This is a genomic window from Erysipelothrix sp. HDW6B (assembly GCF_011301115.1).
Taxonomy (GTDB): domain Bacteria; phylum Bacillota_I; class Bacilli_A; order Erysipelotrichales; family Erysipelotrichaceae; genus Erysipelothrix; species Erysipelothrix anatis.
In genome coordinates, this window is record NZ_CP049860.1 from 128,053 (window position 1) to 151,362 (window position 23,310).

Annotated in this window: 20 protein-coding genes, 1 other RNA gene and 1 other annotated feature; of the genes, 12 read left to right on the top strand and 9 right to left on the bottom strand. The window is 35.7% G+C overall.

Going from position 1 to position 23,310, the window contains the following annotated elements:
* Window positions 1-18: 18 nt before the first annotated feature.
* The 8 genes from G7061_RS00680 to rpmH form a co-directional block, all read right to left on the bottom strand.
* Window positions 19-339: a septum formation initiator family protein gene (locus tag G7061_RS00680; RefSeq protein WP_159639959.1), complete on the bottom strand. Its 321-nt coding sequence runs from the start codon at window positions 337-339 to the stop codon at window positions 19-21.
* 238 nt (window positions 340-577) lie between these two features.
* Window positions 578-841: an RNA-binding S4 domain-containing protein gene (locus tag G7061_RS00685; RefSeq protein WP_166118023.1), complete on the bottom strand. Its 264-nt coding sequence runs from the start codon at window positions 839-841 to the stop codon at window positions 578-580.
* Window positions 831-4,253 (bottom strand): transcription-repair coupling factor, encoded by a 3,423-nt coding sequence (mfd, locus tag G7061_RS00690; RefSeq protein WP_166118025.1) that lies wholly within the window; start codon window positions 4,251-4,253, stop codon window positions 831-833. Before mfd ends, G7061_RS00685 begins: the two co-directional genes overlap by 11 nt.
* Complete coding sequence (gene pth, locus G7061_RS00695; protein WP_159645165.1) at window positions 4,250-4,804, bottom strand: aminoacyl-tRNA hydrolase; 555 nt, start codon at window positions 4,802-4,804, stop codon at window positions 4,250-4,252. The genes mfd and pth overlap by 4 nt, the downstream gene beginning before the upstream one ends.
* 38 nt (window positions 4,805-4,842) lie before the next feature.
* The gene (locus G7061_RS00700) at window positions 4,843-5,457 is read right to left on the bottom strand and encodes a R3H domain-containing nucleic acid-binding protein (protein WP_159634869.1); all 615 of its coding nucleotides are present in this window, start codon (window positions 5,455-5,457) and stop codon (window positions 4,843-4,845) included.
* Between the two features lie 16 nt (window positions 5,458-5,473).
* The gene (gene yidC / locus G7061_RS00705; protein WP_159639953.1) at window positions 5,474-6,319 is read right to left on the bottom strand and encodes a membrane protein insertase YidC; all 846 of its coding nucleotides are present in this window, start codon (window positions 6,317-6,319) and stop codon (window positions 5,474-5,476) included.
* 24 nt (window positions 6,320-6,343) lie between these two features.
* Window positions 6,344-6,670: a ribonuclease P protein component gene (gene rnpA, locus G7061_RS00710; protein ID WP_159634863.1), complete on the bottom strand. Its 327-nt coding sequence runs from the start codon at window positions 6,668-6,670 to the stop codon at window positions 6,344-6,346.
* A 46-nt stretch (window positions 6,671-6,716) separates the two neighbouring features.
* The gene (gene rpmH / locus G7061_RS00715) at window positions 6,717-6,851 is read right to left on the bottom strand and encodes a 50S ribosomal protein L34 (protein ID WP_003774176.1); all 135 of its coding nucleotides are present in this window, start codon (window positions 6,849-6,851) and stop codon (window positions 6,717-6,719) included.
* Window positions 6,852-7,447: 596 nt separating this feature from the next.
* On the opposite strand from rpmH, the gene dnaA reads away from it, so the two are divergent.
* From dnaA to serS, 10 genes are all read left to right on the top strand, one after another.
* The gene (gene dnaA / locus G7061_RS00720; RefSeq protein ID WP_159645167.1) at window positions 7,448-8,821 is read left to right on the top strand and encodes a chromosomal replication initiator protein DnaA; all 1,374 of its coding nucleotides are present in this window, start codon (window positions 7,448-7,450) and stop codon (window positions 8,819-8,821) included.
* Between the two features lie 262 nt (window positions 8,822-9,083).
* Complete coding sequence (dnaN, locus tag G7061_RS00725) at window positions 9,084-10,202, top strand: DNA polymerase III subunit beta (RefSeq protein WP_159639949.1); 1,119 nt, start codon at window positions 9,084-9,086, stop codon at window positions 10,200-10,202.
* A 2-nt stretch (window positions 10,203-10,204) separates the two neighbouring features.
* Window positions 10,205-10,942: a DeoR/GlpR family DNA-binding transcription regulator gene (locus tag G7061_RS00730; RefSeq protein ID WP_159639947.1), complete on the top strand. Its 738-nt coding sequence runs from the start codon at window positions 10,205-10,207 to the stop codon at window positions 10,940-10,942.
* 113 nt (window positions 10,943-11,055) lie between these two features.
* Window positions 11,056-11,967, top strand: a complete 912-nt coding sequence (locus G7061_RS00735) for a 1-phosphofructokinase family hexose kinase (RefSeq protein ID WP_166118027.1) — start codon at window positions 11,056-11,058, stop codon at window positions 11,965-11,967.
* Between the two features lie 2 nt (window positions 11,968-11,969).
* A complete protein-coding gene (locus G7061_RS00740) occupies window positions 11,970-13,829 on the top strand; it encodes a fructose-specific PTS transporter subunit EIIC (RefSeq protein WP_166118029.1) in 1,860 nt (619 codons plus the stop codon).
* A gap of 188 nt (window positions 13,830-14,017) precedes the next feature.
* On the top strand, window positions 14,018-14,239 hold the full coding sequence (locus G7061_RS00745; protein ID WP_159639941.1) for an RNA-binding S4 domain-containing protein: 222 nt from the start codon (window positions 14,018-14,020) through the stop codon (window positions 14,237-14,239).
* A complete protein-coding gene (gene recF / locus G7061_RS00750) occupies window positions 14,211-15,308 on the top strand; it encodes a DNA replication/repair protein RecF (RefSeq protein ID WP_236261682.1) in 1,098 nt (365 codons plus the stop codon). Before G7061_RS00745 ends, recF begins: the two co-directional genes overlap by 29 nt.
* Window positions 15,308-17,227 carry a DNA topoisomerase (ATP-hydrolyzing) subunit B gene (gyrB, locus tag G7061_RS00755; protein ID WP_166118031.1) on the top strand — a complete coding sequence of 640 codons (1,920 nt, stop codon included), beginning with the start codon at window positions 15,308-15,310 and terminating at the stop codon, window positions 17,225-17,227. Before recF ends, gyrB begins: the two co-directional genes overlap by 1 nt.
* A 10-nt stretch (window positions 17,228-17,237) precedes the next feature.
* Window positions 17,238-19,748: a DNA gyrase subunit A gene (gyrA, locus tag G7061_RS00760; protein ID WP_159634839.1), complete on the top strand. Its 2,511-nt coding sequence runs from the start codon at window positions 17,238-17,240 to the stop codon at window positions 19,746-19,748.
* Between the two features lie 97 nt (window positions 19,749-19,845).
* Window positions 19,846-20,037, top strand: a binding site (T-box leader).
* Window positions 20,038-20,071: 34 nt separating this feature from the next.
* Window positions 20,072-21,361 (top strand): serine--tRNA ligase, encoded by a 1,290-nt coding sequence (gene serS, locus G7061_RS00765; RefSeq protein ID WP_166118032.1) that lies wholly within the window; start codon window positions 20,072-20,074, stop codon window positions 21,359-21,361.
* Window positions 21,362-21,415: 54 nt separating this feature from the next.
* Here the strand turns inward: serS and G7061_RS00770 are convergent, their stop codons facing one another.
* Window positions 21,416-22,207 (bottom strand): HAD family hydrolase, encoded by a 792-nt coding sequence (locus G7061_RS00770; protein ID WP_166118034.1) that lies wholly within the window; start codon window positions 22,205-22,207, stop codon window positions 21,416-21,418.
* 77 nt (window positions 22,208-22,284) lie between these two features.
* Between G7061_RS00770 and ffs the strand changes: the two genes are divergently transcribed.
* Together ffs and G7061_RS10810 are read left to right on the top strand one after the other, a co-directional pair.
* Window positions 22,285-22,372, top strand: an RNA gene (ffs, locus tag G7061_RS00775) — signal recognition particle sRNA small type.
* A gap of 25 nt (window positions 22,373-22,397) precedes the next feature.
* Window positions 22,398-23,285, top strand: a complete 888-nt coding sequence (locus tag G7061_RS10810) for a GNAT family N-acetyltransferase (protein ID WP_201288182.1) — start codon at window positions 22,398-22,400, stop codon at window positions 23,283-23,285.
* The last annotated feature ends 25 nt before the right edge of the window (window positions 23,286-23,310 follow it).

Below are 23,310 nucleotides of genomic sequence, written 5' to 3' on the forward strand. Positions count from 1 at the left end.
AATGTCATACCTTTTCTATTATTCACCCTTAGGTAAAATAAATACTTGCTCTCCCGACTTCGATAAGAGGTGGGTACCACGCGCATAGTTTTGAACGTATGTCGGATCTTCTAAACGAGCCTTTTCTTCATTGAGAGTTGTTTGTTCATCTTTCAATGTGTCTAATTGGGATTGAACTGTATTTAGTTCTTGTTTAAGTTGTGCTGTTGTAACTAATTCGTTTACGGATTTTGTTAACATGTATCCCGAAAATGCAAGAACGGCAACACCAAGACATGTCGAAATAATTTTAACAAGTGGTGATGTTTTTTTAATTTTTTTCTTAGCAATTTGAGCCATAGTGTCTCATCTTCCTTTTCTTTACACACCTAATTATACCGACAAATTATTACGTTTCAAGAGTTGTCACTTCACTTTCACAAAGCTCACATTGCAACAATATTTCAAGGATATCTTCACATATTTTAAATTTCCGCACTATGTAGTGACGTTTTTGTCACAATTCAGGACTATTTTCTTAATATATTAAGACTTCGAATGTGAATTAAAATAATTTAATTCACATATTCGAGGAAACTTATTCACTCTTTTCGATGCGTTTATCATCCAATAATTCATACATTGGCGGATTTGAACGCAGAATTTTATCACTTAAAAAGGTTACTTCAACCTTAATATGGCGGTGTTCAAAGCGAATTTCGATGATGTTTCCAACCGCTACTTCAGTCGATGGTTTTGCCAATTTTCCATTCACAAATACACGATTATCATCAGCCAAATCTTTCGCAATTGTACGCCGTTTTATGATTCGCGATACTTTTAAATACTTATCAAGCCTCATGATTTTGCTCCTTTACATGTTCTAAAACATAAATTAAATCTTCAGCCCATCCTTTATAGACAGGTAATTCAATTGATATCATACGATTTGTATACTTAATTTTAATCTCACTTGAGCGTTCCGAAATCAATTCAAAAAGACTGATTCCATCGACATTTGAACTGTATGCTTCTGTGAATCGCAATTCAACTTTATTCACACGTTCCTTAAATGATTCAATGCGTTCATCTCGCAAGAATATTTCCAGTCGTGTTTTCTCTAGCAACATTGTTACCGACTCTGGAAGTTCTCCATAACGATCTCGCATTTCATCATAGAATCGTTTTAAATCTGAGATTGTTTCTAAGTCATTAATTCGCTGATACAATTCCAGTTTTTCACCATCGTCACTTGTAAAATCGTCGGGTAAATAACCATCAACACTTAGATTATATCGTGATTCTGTTTCAGGTGTTTCAATTCCTTTACCTTGACGCTCAGAAATAGCTTCTTTAAGAAGTTGAACGTATAAATCAATACCCACGGTGTCAATGAAACCGGATTGATTTCCACCTAACAATTCTCCCGCACCACGAATGGTAAGATCACGCATTGCAATCTTATAGCCACTTCCTAATTGCGTGAATTCCTTAATTGCTTGCAGACGCTTTTGCGCAACTTCTGTGATATTTTGTTTACTTGGTATCATAAAATATGCATAGGCTAAACGATCTGATCGACCAACACGACCTTTAATTTGATACAGTTGAGACAGTCCAAATCGATGAGCATTATCTACAATAATCGTATTCGCATTTGGAATATCAATGCCTGTCTCGATAATTGTGGTACATACCAAGACGTTAATCTCTTTCTCAATAAATTGGATCATAACATCTTCAATATCACTACGATCCATCTGCCCATGTATTACTGCAACACGCGCTTGTGGAACCGACATTGCAATATTATTTGCAACACTATAAATTTGCTCTACATTGTTATAGAGATAGAATGCCTGTCCATCACGATTTAATTCTTTTGCAAGAATTTCTTTAATTGTTTTTTGGTTTTTCTCAATTACATATGTCATAACCGGAAGTCGATTTGACGGTGGAGTATTAAGTTGTGACAATGAACGAAGACCAATTAATGACATTTGTAACGTTCTCGGAATCGGCGTTGCACTCAGCGAAAGCACATCAACCGATACTTTGAATTCTTTAATTCGTTCTTTATGTTCAACACCAAAACGTTGCTCTTCATCAATAATTAATAACCCCAGATCATGGTGCTTGATATCTCGTGATAAAACACGATGCGTTCCAACTAAAATATCAACTTTTCCATCTTTAAAACGCTGAATGATATCTTTTTGTTCTTTATCAGATACGAAACGATTCAATACTTCAACCACAATTGGATAGTTTGCAAAGCGCTCTTTAAATGTTCGAGCATGTTGAGCGCTAAGAATCGTAGTTGGACACAAGAAGATAACTTGTTTACTATCTACAAATGCTTTAAATGCCGCCCGAATTGCGACTTCTGTTTTTCCGAATCCGACATCACCGATGAGTAGTCGGTCCATCGGAAGTGGTTTTTCCATATCTTCCTTGATTTCTTTGATTGCTTGTTTTTGATCTGGAGTCAACTCGTACTCGAAATCTGATTCAAATTGTTTTTGAAACTCGGTATCAGGTTGGTATGCATAACCAACACTTTCCATTCGCTGTGAGTAGAGATTAACTAGCTTATCCGCAACTAATGCAACATCCTGTTTAACTCTATCTTTATTCTTTTGCCATGCACTACTTCCAAGCTTACTGAGCTTAACTGCAGTTGCTTCAGAAGACATGTATTTTCGAACTAAACTAAATTGTTCGAGAGGGACAAACAATTCATCACCATCACGATACATGATTCTCATAAAGTCTTTATGGACGCCTTCAATTTCTTTTGTCGTAATTCCCATGTAGCGACCAATTCCATATTGACGATGCACGACATAATCAGAAGTATCTAAATCTTGAAGTTGATTCAAAGACTCCGCTTTTGAGAATTTATTGTCATAGCGATATTTCTTTTTACGATATTGGTATAGCTCTTTTTCGGTGAAAACAAGAATTTTCTCGTCTTCTAAGTAAAATCCACTTTGGATATCTGAGTAATCAATATAAATCCCAGGATTACTTGGGTAGTCCGTTAATACTGTATAAGACATATCTGCATTAATGAGTGCGCGGATGAACTCTTCCATGTTGTGTTCATTTAAAGCAATGATGACACCTTGGGTTATAGCTTCTTTACGAATCCATTGAAGTGTCTCTACGATATTATCCGATATTATGTTTGCACTATGCCAAGGAATGAAGACTTCATTTTCAATCTGATACTCATGAATTTTCATTTTCGAAGCATCATTAAGGTAGGAGGGGTACTCTGCATACATATTATTGATATAGATTAACTCGTGCATGTCATACAATTCTTCAGAGTACTCCGCTAAATCTATCGTATTTTGTTTTAATGTTCGCTCTACACCCTCAACCGAACTCAAAATCTGCTGTGCATCTTTCACGAAATCGTAGATGGTTGCATAATTTTCCCAGTATCCAAGAAGGGGATAGAGTGTCGTATCATACGATCCTTGGTTTATTTGTTCTCGTTTGACTTCAACGTTATTGATAAGTTCATCATTTTTTTCTAAAGCCAATGCTTGATCAACTTTTGATACAATCATCGTTCTATCAGAATCGGTTAATAACACATCATTCGCAAAGACGATTGTTGCAGATTCAAGTTTCTCTTCTGATCTTTGGTCATCAATATTGAATGACCGAATACTATCAACCTCAACATCAAAGAATTCAATGCGGATTGGTTTTTCCATTTGAACTGAAAAGATATCACAAACACCACCACGCATTGCAAACGTAAACGGTTGATCGACGTATTTAACGCGCGAGTAACCCATATTTTGCAAGCGACGCGCAAGTTCAATTGGTTCAAAGTGGTCACCAATTTTTATGGTTGTAATTGCCTCTTGTAATGTATTGGGTGACGAAAGCTTACGAATCGAAGCAATCGCATGCGTGATACATATGTCATAGTCATTTTCTAATATTCGATAGAGTGCCTCGATTCGATTGGCACGCATAATTTCAGATTGTACGATAGCTTCGACTCTTAGAGATTCTTCATGGTTATAATATATAACTCTTGATTCGGGACTTATTCGCTGAATTTGATCGAACAGTTCTTGAGCTTGCTGTTCATTTTCTTTAACAATAAATATTTTTTTCTTGTTTTTTAATGTGGCTCCTACAGCTAACATTGCTTCTTGCATCACGCTCAAATGGGCAAAGTTATCTTTGCCCTGGGTGTATTGTTCAACAATAGGATTCGATTTTAAATAATCTTTAAGCCAATTCATGAATTATTTGCTCCATTATAACGGTTCATAATTTCAAGAATTTCTATTCCTTCAGCAAAATCAATTGCCGCATCTGCAGCACGATCGATAGCTGTTTCTTCATCAATTTTTCCCATAACGTAATCTGCAGTATTCATATGTGGATTTTTCCCTATCCCCACCTTAATACGTGCAATTTCAGATGTACCAATATGTTCGATGATACTCTTGATTCCATTTTGTCCACCAGAACTGCCTTTCGGACGGATTCTGACTTTTCCCAAATCAAGGTCTTTATCGTCACTTATGATAATAATATCCTCCGGATATGCATCATAATATGCCACAACTTCACGGACAGCTTCGCCGGATAAGTTCATATATGTTTGTGGTTTAACGAGAATAACCTTTTGACCCCTTACGAATGTCTCCGCAATCAATGCTTTAAATTTCTTCGTAGAAATTGTTACTCCCAATTTCGAAGCAACTTTATCTATTGTAATAAAACCAGCATTATGGCGTGTACGTTCGTATTGTTTTCCGGGATTTCCCAGACCTACAACTATTTTCATACATACCTCTTTAGAAAGAAAAGAATAAGGGCTTCCCCTTACTCTTTGTTTGGATCATAAATGATCTTTAGATGACGGTTACGGCCAGAGCCTTCACTTAACGTTTTGACATTAGGGAAGTTCGTTAATTCTTTATGAATAACGCGGCGCTCATCATTTGGCATCGGATCTAACGATGCATCAACTTTAGATCGTTGAACTTGTTTAGCAATACGTTTTGCCATTGCTTTAAGTTTTTGGTAACGGTCATTTTTATAGTTATTAATATCAAGGCTAACAAAGAATCTACGTTTGAACTTAGCGTTAACAGCATGACGAACTAATTGTCCTAGTCCATCGAGCGATTTACCACCACGGCCAATCAAGATTGCATTATTCTCTGCATTAATATTAATGCGAATATTATTATTGTTTTGATCAATTTCAATTTCAACGTTCTGTCCTAAACCACTAAAGAATGTAGTTAGGTAATCTTTAATGAACTCAGACACGTCTTGGAGGGCATATACTTCAGCAGTAACACTGGACCCAATTCCTAAGAATCCTGTCTTTTCTTCAGTTACGTAATATACTAAATCTTCGGGTTGAACATTTTTTTCTTTGGCTGCTTTACTTAGTAATTCATCCAAAGTCTTTGCGGTATATTGCTTCATGACTTCCTCCTACGAATTATTTTTGATCTGCGTATTTGTTGTTAATATAAAGTGTTTGGAATAGTTGTCCCATAGCTGAAATCATCCAGTATAGACTCATTCCGATATTCCATGTTAAAGCAAAGAAAACGATCATTGCTAATGATACATACATCATTGAGCTTGCTGGGTTTGCAGGTTGCTTTTGATTTGGATATTTCTTCAATTTTTGTTTTGCTAAGTATTGTGGTAAGAACATTGATAATGCTTGGAAGATAACCATTAATGCAAATATTGTAATATACACAACATTCATTTCTTGGAATCCTTGCATTGGTGTTTTTTCTAATGTTTCTCCAAATACTGTTCCGCTAATAATTAAGTCTGCACGTGTAACCGCATAGTACATTGCAATCATGATTGGTAATTGTAATAATTGACCGCCGATTGCTGACATCGGTTTGATATCGTGTTTTTGGTACAGCTTTTGCATTTCGGTTGCTTTAGCCATTTTTGATTGTTGGTCAGTTCTGTTTCGGTATTTCTCTTCAATTTTTGCTTGTTCAGGTCCTAACAATTGCATTTTTTGTTGTTGAATCGTTGATTTGATTGATCCACGAATTGTTAATAAACGAATTAACAAAGTAACAATAACAATTGATAATAACGCTCCAACATATTGAGCAAAGAAGTTAAGTAATTGTGCAATAGGCCATACAAAGATAGCGCCGAACCAGCTCTCTTTACCCCATGTCCATGCATCCCCTAGTCGAATAATTGATTCTGGATATACTTGTTTCGTTACAGGATCAACATAGCTCATACATCCTGTTAGTACTACAAGTAGTAATCCTAGGAGTGCAATTTTTTTATATTTTCTCATCTAAATCTCCTAACATACGTACTGTTATATTTTAACTGTTTTTAGGAGTTTTTCCAAGTCTTTTCGGTTTTCCTCAAAACTTGTTTCAAAATAGCTTTTACGTACCATAATAATATAGTCATAATCGCTTTCGAAAACTCCAATATCTTGAACCATTGAGCGTACTTGGCGCTTGGTTTTATTTCTTAATACGGCTCCACCTAATTTTTTGGGAACTGATATTCCAAAGCGTGGACTAATCTCTTTTTTTGTATCTATATATACTGAAAAAGACTTCGAATTTTTGAAACGACGTCGTTGCATAATTCGTTGAAAATCTCTTGGATTTTTTACTCTAAGTTCTCTTTTCATAATTCACTTCCATCTTTACAAAAAAGCCACCCGCATGGGTGACTTTTTATGCAGATAACACTTTTCTTCCTTTTGATCTACGACGTGAAAGCACTCGACGTCCGCCAACTGTTTTCATACGGGCTCTGAAGCCATGGACCTTTTGGTGTTTCCTTTTGCTCGGTTGATAAGTTCTCTTCATTGAAAACCACCTCCAGTTCTTTTTTACGATAAAGAGCAAATGCTTTAAAATTATATATAATCTGTATCCAAATGTCAACGAAACCCACGAGCGAGTACGCTTTTTTTTACTGATTCAGAAAACATGCTTTTCCATCTTAACAAATTCAACAACATTTATCCACATTATTTTAGTAATTTAAGGATTGGTGATAACCCTGTTTATAAATCAGTGGATTAAATATATGTTTTTTTTATCCACTTTGACTCTTAACACCTTTTACCACCACTTTATAACATTGTTTATCAACACTTTGTTGATATGTGGAAAAGTACATTATATCCAGTATACAAGCTCTATATTGATGTTGTTAATGCGTTTGAAATTCAAGTTTTTTTCCTGAATCATTCATTTATCAACAGTTGTTGACTATCTTTTCAACTTTCCCCAATTAATCCCCATTGTTAATTTTGTGGATAAGTGTGGATAACTCTAAACTATCCACTGTTTACTGTTCGGTTGACACTTACATTTGTGGATAACTTGTTACCAAAAAAATACCTGCTTTTTTTCTTGTTTTTATTTGGTATTATAGTAAATGAACAAGGAGAAATGCCATGACAACGATGAAATTCTATTTAGAGGATGTTTGGGGAAAAGTTAAATCTTATATTCAGAAAAACAGTCCTTTAGATGATATGATTTTTAAAACATATATTGAATCTGATACTCGTCTTGGTGCACTCGATGATGCAACAGCAACGATTGTTGTTTCAACTTATTTACAAAAAGTCATACTACATGATCAACTTGAATACTTGAATAAAGCCATTAATTCTGTTTTAGAACGAGAAAACATGGTCTGTGAAGTTCTTGAAGAAGGCGAGTTTACACAGAAGAAGCCAATTACTGCTACTCCTGTTCCAGAAGTAAAGCGTGTTGTTAAATCTGATGGAATTGCGGTTGACCAGACTTTTGAAAATTTCGTAGTTGGACCTAGTAATAAGGAAAGTCATTCAGCTGCATTGGGATGTGCGTATCGACCTGGACAATTTTATACGCCTCTTTTTATCTATGGAAACTCTGGTTTAGGTAAAACCCACTTATTAAATGCAATTGGTAATTATATTAAAGGAAAGAACCCTAATGCCAAGGTTTTTTATACATCAAGTTCTGATTTTGTTAGACAAGTTGCCAACTCTATCCAAAATAGAGAAATTGAAGACTTCAAAGATCAAATGTACGATCTCGATGTTTTACTTATTGATGATATCCAGTTTTTAGCAGGTAAAGAAAAATCCCACGAGATTTTCTTCCACATTTTCAATGAATTAATTTATAACCGTAAGCAAATTGTTATTACTAGTGATAGACTTCCAACCGAAATTAAAGGACTCGAAGACCGCTTAATTAGCCGCTTTTCCTCAGGTTTATCTGTTGGCGTTGATTCGCCAGAGTTTGAAACTTCACTCGCAATTCTAAAAATGAAAATAATGAGTCGAAGTGTTGATCCAGGTATTTTTGATGAAGATGTCCTCGCTTATGTTGCTGCAAATTTCTCTAAAGATGTGAGAACTTTAGAAGGTGCACTTAACCGCTTATTGTTTTACTCTATTCAATTCTCTAACAATGACCATATAAATTTAGATATAGCTATGTCTGCATTTAAGGTAACAAATGGACAACCAATAAAAACAAATGAATTGGATACAAAAACTATCAAACGTATTGTCGCTGACTACTATGGACTTACACAAGCTCAGCTTGTTTCTAAGGCACGGACGAAAGCAATTGCGAATGCCCGCCATATTGCAATTTATCTATCGAGAAAACATCTCGATTTACCTTACAATAAAATTGGTGAAGAATTTGGAAAACGTGATCATTCAACCATAATAAGTGCATGTGACAAAATTGAAAAGAAGCTTAAAACAGATCAGCTTCTTGCACGGGCAATTTTTGAAATTGAATCTGAATTTAAAGCCAGCTAAATCTATCAGCTGGTTTTTCTTTTAGAGAAGTTATCAACAGTTATCCACATATTGATAACACCCTAAAATAGCTTTATTTGGCGTATTATAGGCCTAAATGAAATGTTATCCACTTTTCCACAGCCCTTAATAGTATTAAATTACTTAATATACTTATAAATAACAAAAAATCGTTCTTTACGAATTACTTTTTCGATAATAATATTTTGCATAATTATGCTATAATAAATGTAATTGTATTCAATATACTTTGGAGGAATCTATGAAGTTTAATATCAAAAAACAATCGTTTTATAAATCATTATCTTCAGTTGGTCGTGCTTCATCAACACACTCACCGCTACCTATACTTTCAGGAATCAAATTCGAATTACGTAACAACACGTTAACGTTGATAGCTAGTGATTCAAATATTTCTATTCGTGAAGTCATTTATGCTAACGATGAAAATAATTTAGTTATCCATGAAGAAGGTGATGTCGTTTTAGAAGCGCGTTATGTTCTGGAAGCAGTTCGAAAATTAGATGCTGACATTATTAATATGGAAATTATTGATGGTGCTCTAACACGTATCAGTGGAAATCAAGCTGAATATAACATTAATGGAACAAAGGGCGATCAATACCCAATTATCGACTTTACAAAACCAGAAAAACAATTTGAGATTTCTGGAAGTAAATTATCTGAGATTATTTCTCAGACAGCTTTTGTTTGCTCAACAAGTGAAGATCGTCCGATTTTTACGGGCGTAAACTTTAAAGCTAATGGAACGACTTTAAATAGTGTTGCAACTGATAGTTACCGTCTTGCAAAGAAAGTTGTTGAACTTCCTGTAGAGATGGACTTTAATATCTCAGTCCCAGCCTCTAACTTATATGAAGTACAAAAAACAATAACCGGTGATGAAATCATTACTATTGCAGTATCGGATAAATTAGTTCAATTTTATATTGGCGAAACATTGATTCAATCTCGACTTATTGATGGTCTTTTCCCAGATGTAAATCGTTTGATTCCGAACGAGTATGGATTTGAACTCGTTGTTAAGAAAACTGATTTAATCAATGCTGTTGATAGATCTTCATTCTTAAAGAGTGAAGGGTACTGGACTGTAAAACTTGAAGCAACTCCAGATGAAATTATTATTAGTTCAAAATCTCAAGAAATTGGATCATCAGAAGAAATTCTCCATCCGATAAATTATGTGGGAGGTAATCTAAAAATTTCATTCAGTGGAAAATACTTGATTGAAGCTTTAAAATCCTTCAAGTCAGAAACAGTTAAAATTATGTTCGTGGGTGAAATGCAAGCATTTGTAATTCGTCATCCTGAAGATGATTCAATTGTTCAGTTAATTCTACCACTTAGAACATTTGACTAATCATGTTAAAGAATCAAAGACATCTCGCAATTATTGAATACGTAAATGAACATCAATTTGCGAAAGTAGAAGAATTATCGCAACTTCTGAATGTTTCCGAAATTACGATTCGAAGAGATATTAATGAACTTCATGAAGAAAATGTCATTAAAAAAGTTCATGGAGGCGCGAGCTCTCTCAAACAGAATCACATTGCTATGGATATTGAGCTCGAATTGCGTCGAACTACTAATGCTGATGAAAAACTAAAAATTGCTAAAATCGCTGCAGATTATATTCCCGACGATTCATCAATCTATTTAGATGCAGGAACATCAACATCACTTGTCATTCCATATCTCGAAAACAAGAATGTAACGGTGTTTACTCATGGCTTACATCATATTGAAATGCTAAATAAATACAATATTGATACGTATATTATCGGTGGTCATCTAAAAACTAAGACACTTGCAACGGTTGGATCACTAAGTATCAAATATCTTGAACGTATGAATTTTGATATAGCACTTATAGGATTTAATGCTCTCGATTCAGAGTTTGGTTATTCAACTCCTGATGAAATGGAAGCAATGATTAAGGCCACTATTATCAAGCATTCTAATGTAGTGTATTTCCTAGGTGATGAAAGTAAATTTGGGCGGAAGTCAGGAATGTCCTTTGCTCAAATTAGTGATGGATACCTAGTTTCAAATAAACATCCAGGAGATAAATACCTAAATATAAAAGTAATAAAGTAGGCGTGTCCTACTTTTTTTATTTTTAATAATGATTTGAATGAAAATGATAAGAAATGATAAATAGTGTTTGAAAACGATTACATTTATGATAAAATACAAATAGAGGTGATTTCATGATACATATTATTGCACTAAATCCGTCAATTGATTATTTGATGTCTGCAAGTTCTGTGGAACTTGGCAAGACGAATCGGTCAAACTTCGAGAAAATAAGAATAGGAGGTAAAGGAATTAATGTTGCAATCGTACTCAATAACTTAGGAATTGATACGACGCTTCATGGATTTTTAGGAGGTTTTACTGGCGAACATATTCGTGAAAATTTGAAAGAGTATCCACGCATAAAAGATAAATTTATCAATTCAAATGTATTAACGAGGATCAACGTGAAGATTAAAACCGATATCGAGACTGAGCTGAACGGTTCTGGAGAAATCATCGATTCGAGATACATTGAACAACTTGAACGAGAAATCAAGACATTTACTGAAAACGATATTGTTGTTATGAGTGGTAGTATTTCCCGGGGAATGAATTACAGTTGGTACACAAAGATAGCACAATATTTACATTCGAAGAATATTGATTTTATCGTTGATATCGGAAGTCATGAGCTCATAAATATTTTAAAATATCATCCCCTCTTAATTAAACCAAATATCGATGAATTCCTTCAAATTACCAATGTCCCGAATGATTACGAATCGATTCTTATTGCAGGTAAGGAAATGCTTAAATTAGGTGTTAAAAATATTATTATCTCTTGTGGTAAAGATGGATCTCTATATATTTCCAATCAAGACCTGTTTAAGGCTACGGTGCCAGAAGGAAAGCTTATTGATTCAGTTGGGGCTGGAGACTCCATGGTTGCTGGATTTATTGCAGGAATCGTAAAAGGAGAATCCGAAAAAGAAACATACTTATTAGCATCGGCTTCGGGAACGGCAACGGCATTTTCTGAAGCACTTGCAACATCAGATGAAATATCAAATTTAATGAATAAAATCAAAATAGAGAGGATCTAATTATGAAATTAAAAATTAGTGATGTGCTTAAAAGAAATAGTATTATTTTTGATTTGAAAGAAAATGATAAGAAATCTGTGCTTTTAGAAATGTCTGAATATCTAAAGGCACAAGGATTTGTTAGTGATGCAAATCAGTTCTTAGATGTACTTCTTGAAAGAGAAGCTATAAGTACGACTGGTGTTGGAGATGGAATTGCAATCCCTCATGGTCGGAGCAATATAGTTACAGAAACAGTTGTTTTATTTGGAAGAAGTACTGGTGGAGTGAATTTCGAAAGCATGGATGGCAAGCCCGTGCATTTATTCTTTATGATTGCTACTCCGGAAAATTCAGGGAATGAGCATCTTAAGATTCTCGCAGAATTATCGGGTAAGCTCATGCATTCCGATGTTGTGCTAAAACTAAAAAATGCCTCAACGTATTCAGAAATAATCGAAGCATTCTCAATAGAAGATACTACTAATAGTATCGAAACGAATGATTTACATAATCATAAAAAAGTTGTAGCAGTGACAGCATGTGCAACAGGAATCGCACACACATATATGGCAGCAGAGAAACTTCAAGAAATTGCAAAGAAGTTGAACATTGATGTAAAAGTTGAAACTAACGGAACTTCAGGTGTTGGCAATCAGTTGTCGAAGGCTGATATTGAGAATGCTGATGCTGTGATTGTTGCTGCTGACATCAAGGTTGAAACATCACGATTTGATGGTAAAAAAATGATTGCAGTCCCAGTAGCCAAAGCAATTAAAGAACCACAAAAATTATTTGAAGAAGCACTTTCTGATAATACTCCTATTCATAGTGAGAAGGCTCAAGATTCACCACGAGATGAGAAAAAAGGAATCTATAAACATCTAATGAGTGGTGTGTCTTATATGCTCCCATTTGTTATTGGTGGTGGAATTGTTATTGCACTTTCATTTTTGGTCGACCAGTTAATAGGTGTACCACAAGATAGTTTAGGTCAATTGGGTAGTTACAATGAATTAGCTGCATCTCTAAATAAAATTGGTGGTGCAGCATTTGGATTCATGCTTCCAGTATTAGCTGGTTACATTGCCTACAGTATTGCAGATCGTCCGGGCCTTGTAGCGGGATTTGTTGCAGGTGGAATTGCTAGCACTGGTGGCGCAGGTTTCCTTGGCGCACTAATTGGTGGATTTGTGGCAGGGTATGTAGTCAATTTTGTGAAGAAAATGCTCAATGGACTGCCCCATTCACTGAATGGATTAAAAAATATCATGTTATATCCTCTCTTAGGTGTCCTCATTACTGGTGCAATTATGCTTATTGTTAATGTACCAATGAAAACGATTAATGATATGATGAACAACTTCCTGCTGAACTTGTCAGGCACGAATGCTGTTATCCTAGGATTGCTCTTAGGGGCTATGATGGCAATTGACTTAGGGGGTCCAGTTAACAAAGCGGCCTATGTTTTTGGTACAGGAACGCTTGCTACAGCATCTGTGGGAGGAAGTAGTGTCATGGCAGCCGTTATGGCGGCTGGTATGGTACCGCCGCTTGCAGTATTTGTTGCCACACTATTTTTCAAAGATAAATTTACAGTTGAAGAGAAACAAGCCGGACTTACTAATGCTGTCTTAGGGGCATCTTTCATTACTGAAGGAGCAATTCCTTTTGCATCAAAAGATCCATTACGAATCATTCCAAGTTTTGTAGTTGGGTCCGCAGTTACCGGTGCACTTGTACTTGCATCAAATATTATGGTAAGTGCGCCTCACGGTGGTATCTTCGTAATATTCCTTGTTTCGCAACCAGTTCTATACATTGCTTATATTGCAATTGGATCAATAATTAGCGGATTCATTATGGGTATTTTATCCAAATAATTAACATATAAAACATAAAAACAACCGAATGCACTCATCTTAAAAAAATAATTTTTGAAGGTGTATATTCGGTTGTTTTTTTTTGTGTAAAAAAATGTCATCAAACCCACTAATATAGGACTTTTATGATTATTCATATACGTGCATTTTATCGTAAAATATGATAAAATAGAGGAGTTAAAAAAAGGATGGATAATATGAAAAAAGAAGGAGACTACATAACACTTGGACAGTTTCTAAAAGTTATGGACTATGTGCAATCGGGTGGGGAAGCTAAACACCTTATTCATACATTCTCCATTCAAGTAAACGGCGAAAATGAAAATCGTCGTGGAAAGAAACTTTACCCTGGTGATCAAGTTGTGATTAACGGGAATATGCATGAAATCTCTGAAGAAGATGCAGATTAAGCAACTTGAACTTAAACAATTTCGAAATGTTGATGACGTAAGTCTCGATTTTCCGGAAAATATTACAGTGTTTGTTGGAAACAATGGTCAAGGTAAGACAAATATCATCGAATCGATAGTTTTTTTAGGTTCAGGCAGATCGTTTCGAGTCAATGATGATAAAATTCTGATTCAAAATGGAAAAGAATTTGCGAAAGCCGAAGCAGTTATGGATTCGGGACACCTTTTGAAAATAGTTGTTAGCGAGCAAGGAAAATATTTACAGGTTAATCATTCACCATTGAAAAAGTTAAGTGATTTTATCGGGTATTGTAATGTAATATTATTCAATCCTGATGATTTAAATTTTTTTACGGATGCACCCAAAATTCGACGTAGAAGTGTTGATTTTGAATTAGGAAAACTTTCTAAAGATTATATTGGCATTTTGTCTAGATATACACAGGTCTTAACACAACGTAATGCATTATTGAAATCAAGAAATATTGATTTTGGTTTATTGGAAATATTGGATAGCCAGCTAATTGAGTATCAAATTCCGATTATCAAGCAAAGAAATGCATTTATTGCTCGTTTAGAGCCAGTTGTAGAAAGATTTTACCAAGCAATGAGTCAAACATCGACTCGTGTTAATTTCGAGTATAGGAGCCCTGTAAGTGTTGATAGTTCGATTCTTGCTAATCTAACGAAACGTATGCAAGAAATGCACCAAAGAGATTTAGATTTACGTGCAACGCAAGTGGGAATTCATCGAGATGACTACGTATTTAAGATGGATGGAGTTCCTGTTATCAATACTGCGTCTCAAGGACAGAAACGAATGCTCATGATTGCGTTTAAACTTGCGCTTGTCTCGTTGGTTTATGAGTTGCAAGGGGCTTATCCAATATTATGCTTGGATGATTTATTTTCGGAATTAGATGAGTCACGTCGTAAAATGGTTCTGAAAATGATTCCAGACGCCGTACAAGTATTTATTACAACGACTGATATGCAATTTATACAAACAGAAAGAAACTTAAATGTGTTTCACGTTAATAAAGGAATTATTCATAAGGAGGTAATTTAATGGCATCAAACAAAGTAGAACATTCTTATACTTCAGAAGATATTCAAGTATTAGAGGGATTAGAAGCTGTTCGTAAACGTCCTGGGATGTACATAGGGAGTACATCTGCTCGTGGTTTGCACCATTTGGTATGGGAAATTGTTGATAATGGTATTGATGAGGCTTTAGCTGGTTTCGCAAGCGAAATTACAGTTACTGTCGACAAAGATAACATTGTCACTGTTTCTGATAATGGTCGTGGTATTCCAGTTGGAATTCACGAAAAAACTGGTGTTTCTACTGCAGAAACAATTTATACTGTGCTTCATGCCGGAGGTAAATTCGGTGGTGGCGCCTATAAAGTTTCTGGTGGACTTCATGGGGTTGGGGCATCCGTTGTTAATGCCTTGTCTACTTTCTTAGAAGTATCTATTTTTAAAGAAGGTATTGAGTATTATCTTCGTTTCGAAAATGGTGGCCACACTGCCATTCCATTAGAAGAACGTGGAAAAACTGATCGCCAAGGGACAGAAGTTAGATTTAAAGCTGATCCAGAAATCTTTAAAGAAACAACAGAGTACTCATTTGATGTATTACGTGATCGCTTACGTCAAATGGCTTTCTTGAATAAAGGAATTAAGATTACATTTGTTGATGAGAGAGAGCCTGAGGAGTCACGCGTCAACGAATTCCATTATGAAAATGGAATTCTTGAGTATGTTCATTTTATGAATAGAAATCGCCAAGTAATTCATGAAGAGATTGTTTACGTCGAAGGCGAAGAAGATCAAATTCAAGTTGAAGTTGCGATGCAGTATAATGATGGATTTGTTCCAAATATCTATTCATTTACAAATAATATTAATACCCAAGAGGGGGGAACGCACGAAGATGGTTTCCGTCTTGCTTTAACACGTGTTATTAATAATTACGCTAAAGAAAATAATCTATTGAAAAAAGACGAAGATGGATTCTTGGGTGATGATGTTCGTGAAGGACTCACTGCTATAATCTCTGTAAAACATCCAGATCCTCAATATGAGGGGCAAACAAAAACTAAACTTGGAAATAGTGAAGTACGTAAGATTGTTTCTAATATCTTTGGAAATCAATTTGAACGTTTCTTAATGGAGCATCCAGACGATGCAAAAATAATCATTGATAAAGCTCTAGTTGCATCAAAAGCACGTGTTGCTGCTCGTAAAGCACGGGAATTGACACGCCGTAAAGGTGCTCTTGAAGTATCATCATTACCTGGAAAACTTGCAGACTGTTCAAATCGTAACCCTGCCGAAAGTGAAATTTACCTCGTTGAGGGGGATTCCGCTGGTGGAAGTGCAAAACAAGGTCGAGATAGTAAATTCCAAGCAATTCTTCCTCTACGTGGTAAGGTTATCAACGTCGAAAAAGCTCGTTTACACCGAATCTTTGACAACAATGAAATTCGCATGATGCTTACAGCATTCGGTACGGGAATTGGTGAAGAAATGAATCTTGAGAAGTTGAGATATCATAAAATCGTTATCATGACCGATGCTGACGTAGACGGTGCGCACATTAGAACGTTACTTTTAACTTTCTTTTACCGCTTCTTACGTCCAGTCATTGAAGGAGGCTTTGTATATATTGCTCAGCCACCTTTGTATAAAATTTCTCGTGGAAATAAAATGGCTTATGCTTATAGTGATGAAGAGTTAGAAGAGCTCAAACCTGAGTTCGGAGATCGTTTCAACGTTCAGCGATACAAGGGTCTTGGTGAAATGAATCCTGAGCAACTATGGGAAACAACCATGGATCCTCAAACACGTACGCTTATTCGTGTTGATATTGAAGATGCGATGGAAGCAGATATGATTTTTGAAACACTAATGGGTGATGAAGTTGCACCTCGTCGCCAGTTTATTCAAGAAAATGCAGAATATGCAGATTTAGATATCTAGGGAGGGAAAAATGGAAGAGAATAAAGAATTTGATCGCGTAAAATCGCGTAGTATTTCTGATGAAATGAAGAAATCTTTCGTTTCATATGCAATGTCCGTTATTGTCTCACGTGCCCTTCCAGATGTACGTGATGGATTGAAACCTGTTCACCGTCGTATTCTATACGCGATGAATGATTTGGGTATGACGAGTGATAAGCCGTATAAGAAATCAGCACGTATCGTTGGGGACGTAATTGGTAAGTATCACCCTCACGGTGATAGTGCTGTTTATGAATCAATGGTTCGTATGTCACAAGACTTTTCTTATCGTTACATGCTAGTTGATGGCCATGGTAACTTTGGGTCCATTGATGGCGATGGCGCTGCTGCGATGCGTTATACAGAAGCTCGTATGTCCAAAATTTCGATGGAAATGATGCGCGATATTAATAAAGAAACTGTTGATTTTCAACCTAACTATGACGGAGAAGAGACAGAACCTTCGGTTCTACCTTCACGTTTTCCGAATGTTTTAGTTAATGGTGGAACGGGGATTGCTGTCGGGATGGCGACGAATATCCCTCCTCATAACTTAGGAGAAGTCGTTGATGCTACAATTGCATTAATTGATAATCCGGAAATCACAATTAAAGAATTGATGGATGAGTATATTTTTGGTCCAGATTTCCCAACAGGAGCTTATTTACTTGGACGCTCAGGTATTAAGTCAGCATTTGAAACTGGTCGCGGATCTGTAGTTATGCGTGCTAAAGTTGATATCACTGAGTTACCTAATGGGAAGCCGGTTCTTACAATTTCTGAAATACCTTATCAAGTGAATAAAGCGAATCTTGTTGAGAAAATCGCTAGTCTTGTTCGGGATAAAGAAATTGAAGGGATTACCGACTTAAGAGATGAGTCAAACCGAGTCGGTATCAAAATAGTTATTGAATTACGTCGTGAAATACAACCAGAAGTTGTACTAAACCAACTATATCGTTTAACAGCAATGCAATCGACATTTGGTGTAAATATGTTAGCGTTGGTTGATAATAGACCAAAATTGCTTAACCTTCTTGAAATACTAGGATATTATCGAGATCACCAAATTGAGATTATCACCCGAAGAACACGATTCGAACTGCGAAAAGCTGAAGAACGTGCTCATATTCTCGAAGGAATGATCATTGCGCTCGATAATATCGATGAAGTAATGACAATTATTAGAAGTTCAAATGATGATGCTGAGGCAAGTAGTCGTCTCAATGAGAGATTTGGTCTTACAGCAATTCAATCTAAAGCTATCTTAGATATGCAGTTCAGACGTCTGACTGGGTTGCAACGCGAAAAACTCGATGCAGAATACGCAGAGTTAACACTAACAATAGAAGATTTAAAAGATATTCTTGCAAATCACAGTCGTGTTTTAGATATCATTAAGACAGATTTAGAAGAAATTAAGACTAAATTTGGTGATCCAAGACGCTCTGAGGTTATAGAAGCAGATATCGATATGCTTGATGAAGATTTGATACCTGAAGAAGATATCGTAATTTCGATGACCATGAATGGTTATATTAAGCGTACAACTATAGACTCCTTTAATGTTCAAAATAGAGGTGGTAAGGGTGTTAAAGGTATGGCGACATACGATGAAGATGAAATTGATCAATTCCTAGCTCTTTCAACTCATGATTACTTACTAGTCTTTACTAATAAAGGTAAAGTGTATAGAATGCGCGGATTTAATGTTCCAGCAGCAAGTAGAACTGCTAAAGGAATTCCAGTCGTCAACTTACTCTCTCTGGATGAAGGTGAAGAAGTACGTACACTGGTGAAAGTACCTAGAGATGATGAAGACTCTAAATATGCATTCTTCGTAACTCGACAAGGTATCGTCAAACGTGTTGCAGTGAGTGAGTTTGAGTCAATTCGACAAAATGGTAAAATTGCAATTACGCTACGCGAAGACGATGAACTCGTGGCTGTCAAAATGACTGATGGTTCAAATGAAATTATCATTGGTGGAGACAACGGTAAAGCAGTTCGCTTTGACGAAAATGAAGTTAGACCAATGGGACGTACCGCATCTGGTGTTCGAGGATTCGATGTTGATGGTGGAATCGTTGTAGGGGTTGCAACTGACCGTGAAGGTAAGTATATTTTAGCCATTACTGAAAAAGGTTATGGTAAACGTACTGAATTAGATGAGTATCGATTAACAAAACGTGGTGCTAAAGGTGTTAAAACAGTTAATATTACTGAGAAGAACGGTAATCTCGTATCACTTCGAGCTGTGGCAGGTGATGAAGAGCTTCTTGTTATTTCAAGTGATGGAACTGTAATCCGAACAGAAGTTGCAAATATAGGAATATATGGTCGCTCAACGATTGGTGTTCGAATTATCAATGTTGGAGAAAATGACGCTGTTGCTTCAGTCGCTGTGTTGAAAGTTAGTGAAGAAATTTCTGACTCTGATATCGATGATAAGTCACACGATGATACAGTAGTTGAAACAGAAACTGTAGATTCAGAATAATATAGTACAAAAGCATACGATTTATCGTATGCTTTTTCTTTATTCATAATCAAAACTCACTAATTTGACAATAAATACAGTAATGGCTATAATTATCTTAAACTCAGTGAGAGGGAATAATATAGTCGTAAGTTATTTAAAGAGAGATACTGTTGGTGAGAGGTATTATTAATTGATTATAGATCTACCCTTGAGAGATTAAATTCGGAAGACAGCCGTTATCTGTTAAAGGAATGTTTCACGTGAAACATTCGAAAAAGGGTGGCACCACGGTAAATCCGTCCCTTAATGAGGGTGTTTTTTTTATTTTAGGAGAGATAGTTATGTTAGATATTAATCTATTTAGAACTGATGCGGATATTATTCGCGAGAATATCAAGAAAAAATTCCAAGATCACAAACTACCAATGGTCGATGAAATCATTGCATTGGACATTGAATATCGTGGTTTAAAGACACGTGCAGATGAATTACGTGGACAAAGAAACTCATTAAGTAAGGAAATTGGTAAACTAATGGGTCAAAAGAGAATCGATGAAGCAAACGCCATTAAAGAGCAGGTTCAAGCATTTGCTAAAGAACTTGAAGAAATTGAGCAGAATGAAGAACCAGTATTTGAGAAATTACAACAACTCTTAATGCAAATACCGAACTTAATTGCTGATGATGTTCCTTTAGGAAGAGATGACACCGAAAATGTCGAGCGTTCACGTCATGGTGAAATGGTAGAAAAACCGTTTGAAGTCCCTTATCACGTAGATATTATGGAGTCATTCGATGGAATCGACTTAGATGCAGCGCGAAAAGTTAGTGGACAAGGCTTCTACTACTTACAAAAGGATGTTGCGCGTCTTCATTCAGCTGTCACTGCATACGCAAGAGACTTCATGATTGATCGTGGCTATGACTATGTCATTCCACCATATATGATTCGTAGTCATGTTGTAACTGGTGTAATGAGCTTCGAAGAAATGGAAAATATGATGTATAAGGTTGAAGGTGAGGATCTGTACTTAATTGGTACCAGTGAACACTCAATGATTGGTAAGTTTATTGATACAATCAACCCTGAATCAAAGATGCCACAACGCCTCACTAGCTACTCACCTTGCTTCCGTAAAGAAGTAGGTGCACATGGAATAGAAGAGCGCGGAGTATATAGAATACACCAGTTTGAGAAGCAAGAAATGGTTATTGTATGTAAACCGGAAGAAAGTGCTGCATTATTTGAAGAAATGTACAAAAATTCAGTTGATTACTTCCGAAGTCTAGATATTCCAGTCAGAGTTTTAGAGTGTTGCTCAGGAGATTTAGCTGATCTGAAACACAAATCTGTTGATGTTGAAGCATGGAGTCCTCGTCAAAAGAAATTCTTTGAAGTAGGAAGTTGCTCAAACCTTACTGATGCTCAAGCAAGAAGACTAAAAATAAGAATTGATACAAAAGATGGACGCGTATTTGCACATACCTTAAACAATACAGTTGTTGCACCTCCGCGTATGCTTATCGCATTTTTAGAGAATAACCTTCAAGAAGATGGTTCGGTACTAATTCCTGAAGCGTTAAGACCTTATATGGGATTTAAAGAGAAAATGGTTCCTGTATCTAAATAAATCACAAAGAAAAGGAGTTAATCGTAAGATTATCTCCTTTTTTAGGTTCATTATTTATTCTTTTGCTAAGTATTCTTTGATAATTCGAGTTACAGGGGCAGAATTATTGTCTTCAATTACAAAATCAGCAATTTGTTTGACATCATCATGTGCATTTTTAACGGCATAACCAATACCTGCTAGCTCAAGCATTCCAATGTCGTTATGGTAATCACCAAATGCGACTACGTCATCTCGATCTATATTCATTTCTTCGAGTAGATGCTTAAGACCTTCTCCTTTATCGACATTGCTGTGCATGACGTCAATCCAAATTTTACCGGCAGTAACAGCATTATAACTGCTTGATAGGGCAGGTTCTATAAAGTTTTTGTAATTATCAACTGTATTATCAAGACTTAGCATAGTGACTTTGATTATATCATCATCCACCTTTGATATATCGTCAACTATATTATAGTCGAGATAATATTCATACAGTTTTTGTTTATGGTCATCATTGTAGACTTCAACATAAGCACTCGTTAGAGACGATGCAATGATTGAAGTTTCTTTTGCTTTACGAATGGGTACTAGGACTTCTTCAATATCTTCCTGAGAAAATACAGACTTATAGATAATTTTACCGTTATACTCGACAATTGCGCCATTGTCTGAGATAAAATTGATCTCATGTTTAAAATCTTTAACTTTGTTTTTAATACTAAAGAGTGTTCTTCCGGAAGCTAGAACAAGTCCGGAATCACTACTGTTTAGTAGGTCTAGTGTTTCTTTGAAATCTTTTGGCAACTCTGAATTATCGTTCAGAAGGGTGTGATCCATGTCACTTACAAATAGTTTTGGCATATGCTACCTCCAGTGAAATTATATCATAAATGTTTCACGTGAAACGTTGCATTTATTTGCATATTTGTTATAATAACTATGCTACTACAACATAATCTAATGAACCAGGTCAGGGTAGGAATACAGCAGCCTTAATTTAGCTCTTATGTGTGTAGTGGCTTTTTTTGTATCCAAAATGAGGTGATAAATCATGAATCACGAAATGTATATGAGAGAAGCTATAAAACAAGCTAAAATGGCATATGAGATGGATGAAGTACCTGTCGGTGCTATTGTAGTAAAAGACGGGAAAATTATAGGTAAAGGATTCAATCTAAGAGAGAGTACCAATAGAACAAGCGCACATGCAGAAATTGAAGCCATGAATGCCGCGGGGAAATCACTTAATAGTTGGAACTTAAGTGGTTGTACTGTTTATGTAACTGTCGAACCTTGTCAAATGTGCGCAGGAGCAATGATTCAAGCTCATGTAGATACTGTAGTATTTGGTGCTAATGAACCAAATAGTGGTAGCTATGGATCAGTATTGAATATGTCTGAAATACAGGGATTTAATCATTACCCGAAGGTAATCCCAAACATACTCGAATCTGAAGGGAGATTACTTATGAAAGAATTTTTTAAAGAAAAACGAAATAATGAAGTAAAAATCAAACGTGTTGATGATGAATCTTATAATCTATACTTAGATGTCAGGAAGAAAGTGTTTGTTGAAGAACAAAACGTTGATATAAGCCTTGAAATAGATGAATACGATTCACCTAATGATGAGAACGTAATGCATGTAATGGCGGTTGTTAATAATCAAGTTGTTGGAGCTGCTCGGTACGTGAAAAAGGGAGATACACTCAAGGTTGGAAGAGTTGCAGTGCTCAAAGAGTACCGGAAATTCAAAATAGGGACAAAGTTGCTCCAAGATGCAGAGAAACAAGCGAAAAATAATGGGTTTAAGCGACTAGAATTGGGTGCACAGATTCAAGCAATACCATTCTATGAAAAAAATGGCTATAAAGAATATGGTGAAGTCTTTGATGACGCAGGGATTGATCATATAATGATGGAAAAGGAAATCAAATAAAAAAACATCAATCTTAGTGATTGAT

Coding starts and splice junctions, on each gene's coding strand:
- gyrB (WP_166118031.1), top strand. CDS start 15,308: ATGGCATCAAACAAAGTAGAACATTCTTATACTTCAGAAGATATTCAA.
- G7061_RS10810 (WP_201288182.1), top strand. CDS start 22,398: ATGAATCACGAAATGTATATGAGAGAAGCTATAAAACAAGCTAAAATG.
- dnaA (WP_159645167.1), top strand. CDS start 7,448: ATGACAACGATGAAATTCTATTTAGAGGATGTTTGGGGAAAAGTTAAA.
- dnaN (WP_159639949.1), top strand. CDS start 9,084: ATGAAGTTTAATATCAAAAAACAATCGTTTTATAAATCATTATCTTCA.
- yidC (WP_159639953.1), bottom strand. CDS start 6,319: ATGAGAAAATATAAAAAAATTGCACTCCTAGGATTACTACTTGTAGTA.
- G7061_RS00740 (WP_166118029.1), top strand. CDS start 11,970: ATGAAATTAAAAATTAGTGATGTGCTTAAAAGAAATAGTATTATTTTT.
- serS (WP_166118032.1), top strand. CDS start 20,072: ATGTTAGATATTAATCTATTTAGAACTGATGCGGATATTATTCGCGAG.
- G7061_RS00730 (WP_159639947.1), top strand. CDS start 10,205: ATGTTAAAGAATCAAAGACATCTCGCAATTATTGAATACGTAAATGAA.
- recF (WP_236261682.1), top strand. CDS start 14,211: ATGAAATCTCTGAAGAAGATGCAGATTAAGCAACTTGAACTTAAACAA.
- G7061_RS00770 (WP_166118034.1), bottom strand. CDS start 22,207: ATGCCAAAACTATTTGTAAGTGACATGGATCACACCCTTCTGAACGAT.
- rnpA (WP_159634863.1), bottom strand. CDS start 6,670: ATGAAAAGAGAACTTAGAGTAAAAAATCCAAGAGATTTTCAACGAATT.
- mfd (WP_166118025.1), bottom strand. CDS start 4,253: ATGAATTGGCTTAAAGATTATTTAAAATCGAATCCTATTGTTGAACAA.
- pth (WP_159645165.1), bottom strand. CDS start 4,804: ATGAAAATAGTTGTAGGTCTGGGAAATCCCGGAAAACAATACGAACGT.
- G7061_RS00685 (WP_166118023.1), bottom strand. CDS start 841: ATGAGGCTTGATAAGTATTTAAAAGTATCGCGAATCATAAAACGGCGT.
- gyrA (WP_159634839.1), top strand. CDS start 17,238: ATGGAAGAGAATAAAGAATTTGATCGCGTAAAATCGCGTAGTATTTCT.
- rpmH (WP_003774176.1), bottom strand. CDS start 6,851: ATGAAGAGAACTTATCAACCGAGCAAAAGGAAACACCAAAAGGTCCAT.
- G7061_RS00680 (WP_159639959.1), bottom strand. CDS start 339: ATGGCTCAAATTGCTAAGAAAAAAATTAAAAAAACATCACCACTTGTT.
- G7061_RS00735 (WP_166118027.1), top strand. CDS start 11,056: ATGATACATATTATTGCACTAAATCCGTCAATTGATTATTTGATGTCT.
- G7061_RS00700 (WP_159634869.1), bottom strand. CDS start 5,457: ATGAAGCAATATACCGCAAAGACTTTGGATGAATTACTAAGTAAAGCA.
- G7061_RS00745 (WP_159639941.1), top strand. CDS start 14,018: ATGGATAATATGAAAAAAGAAGGAGACTACATAACACTTGGACAGTTT.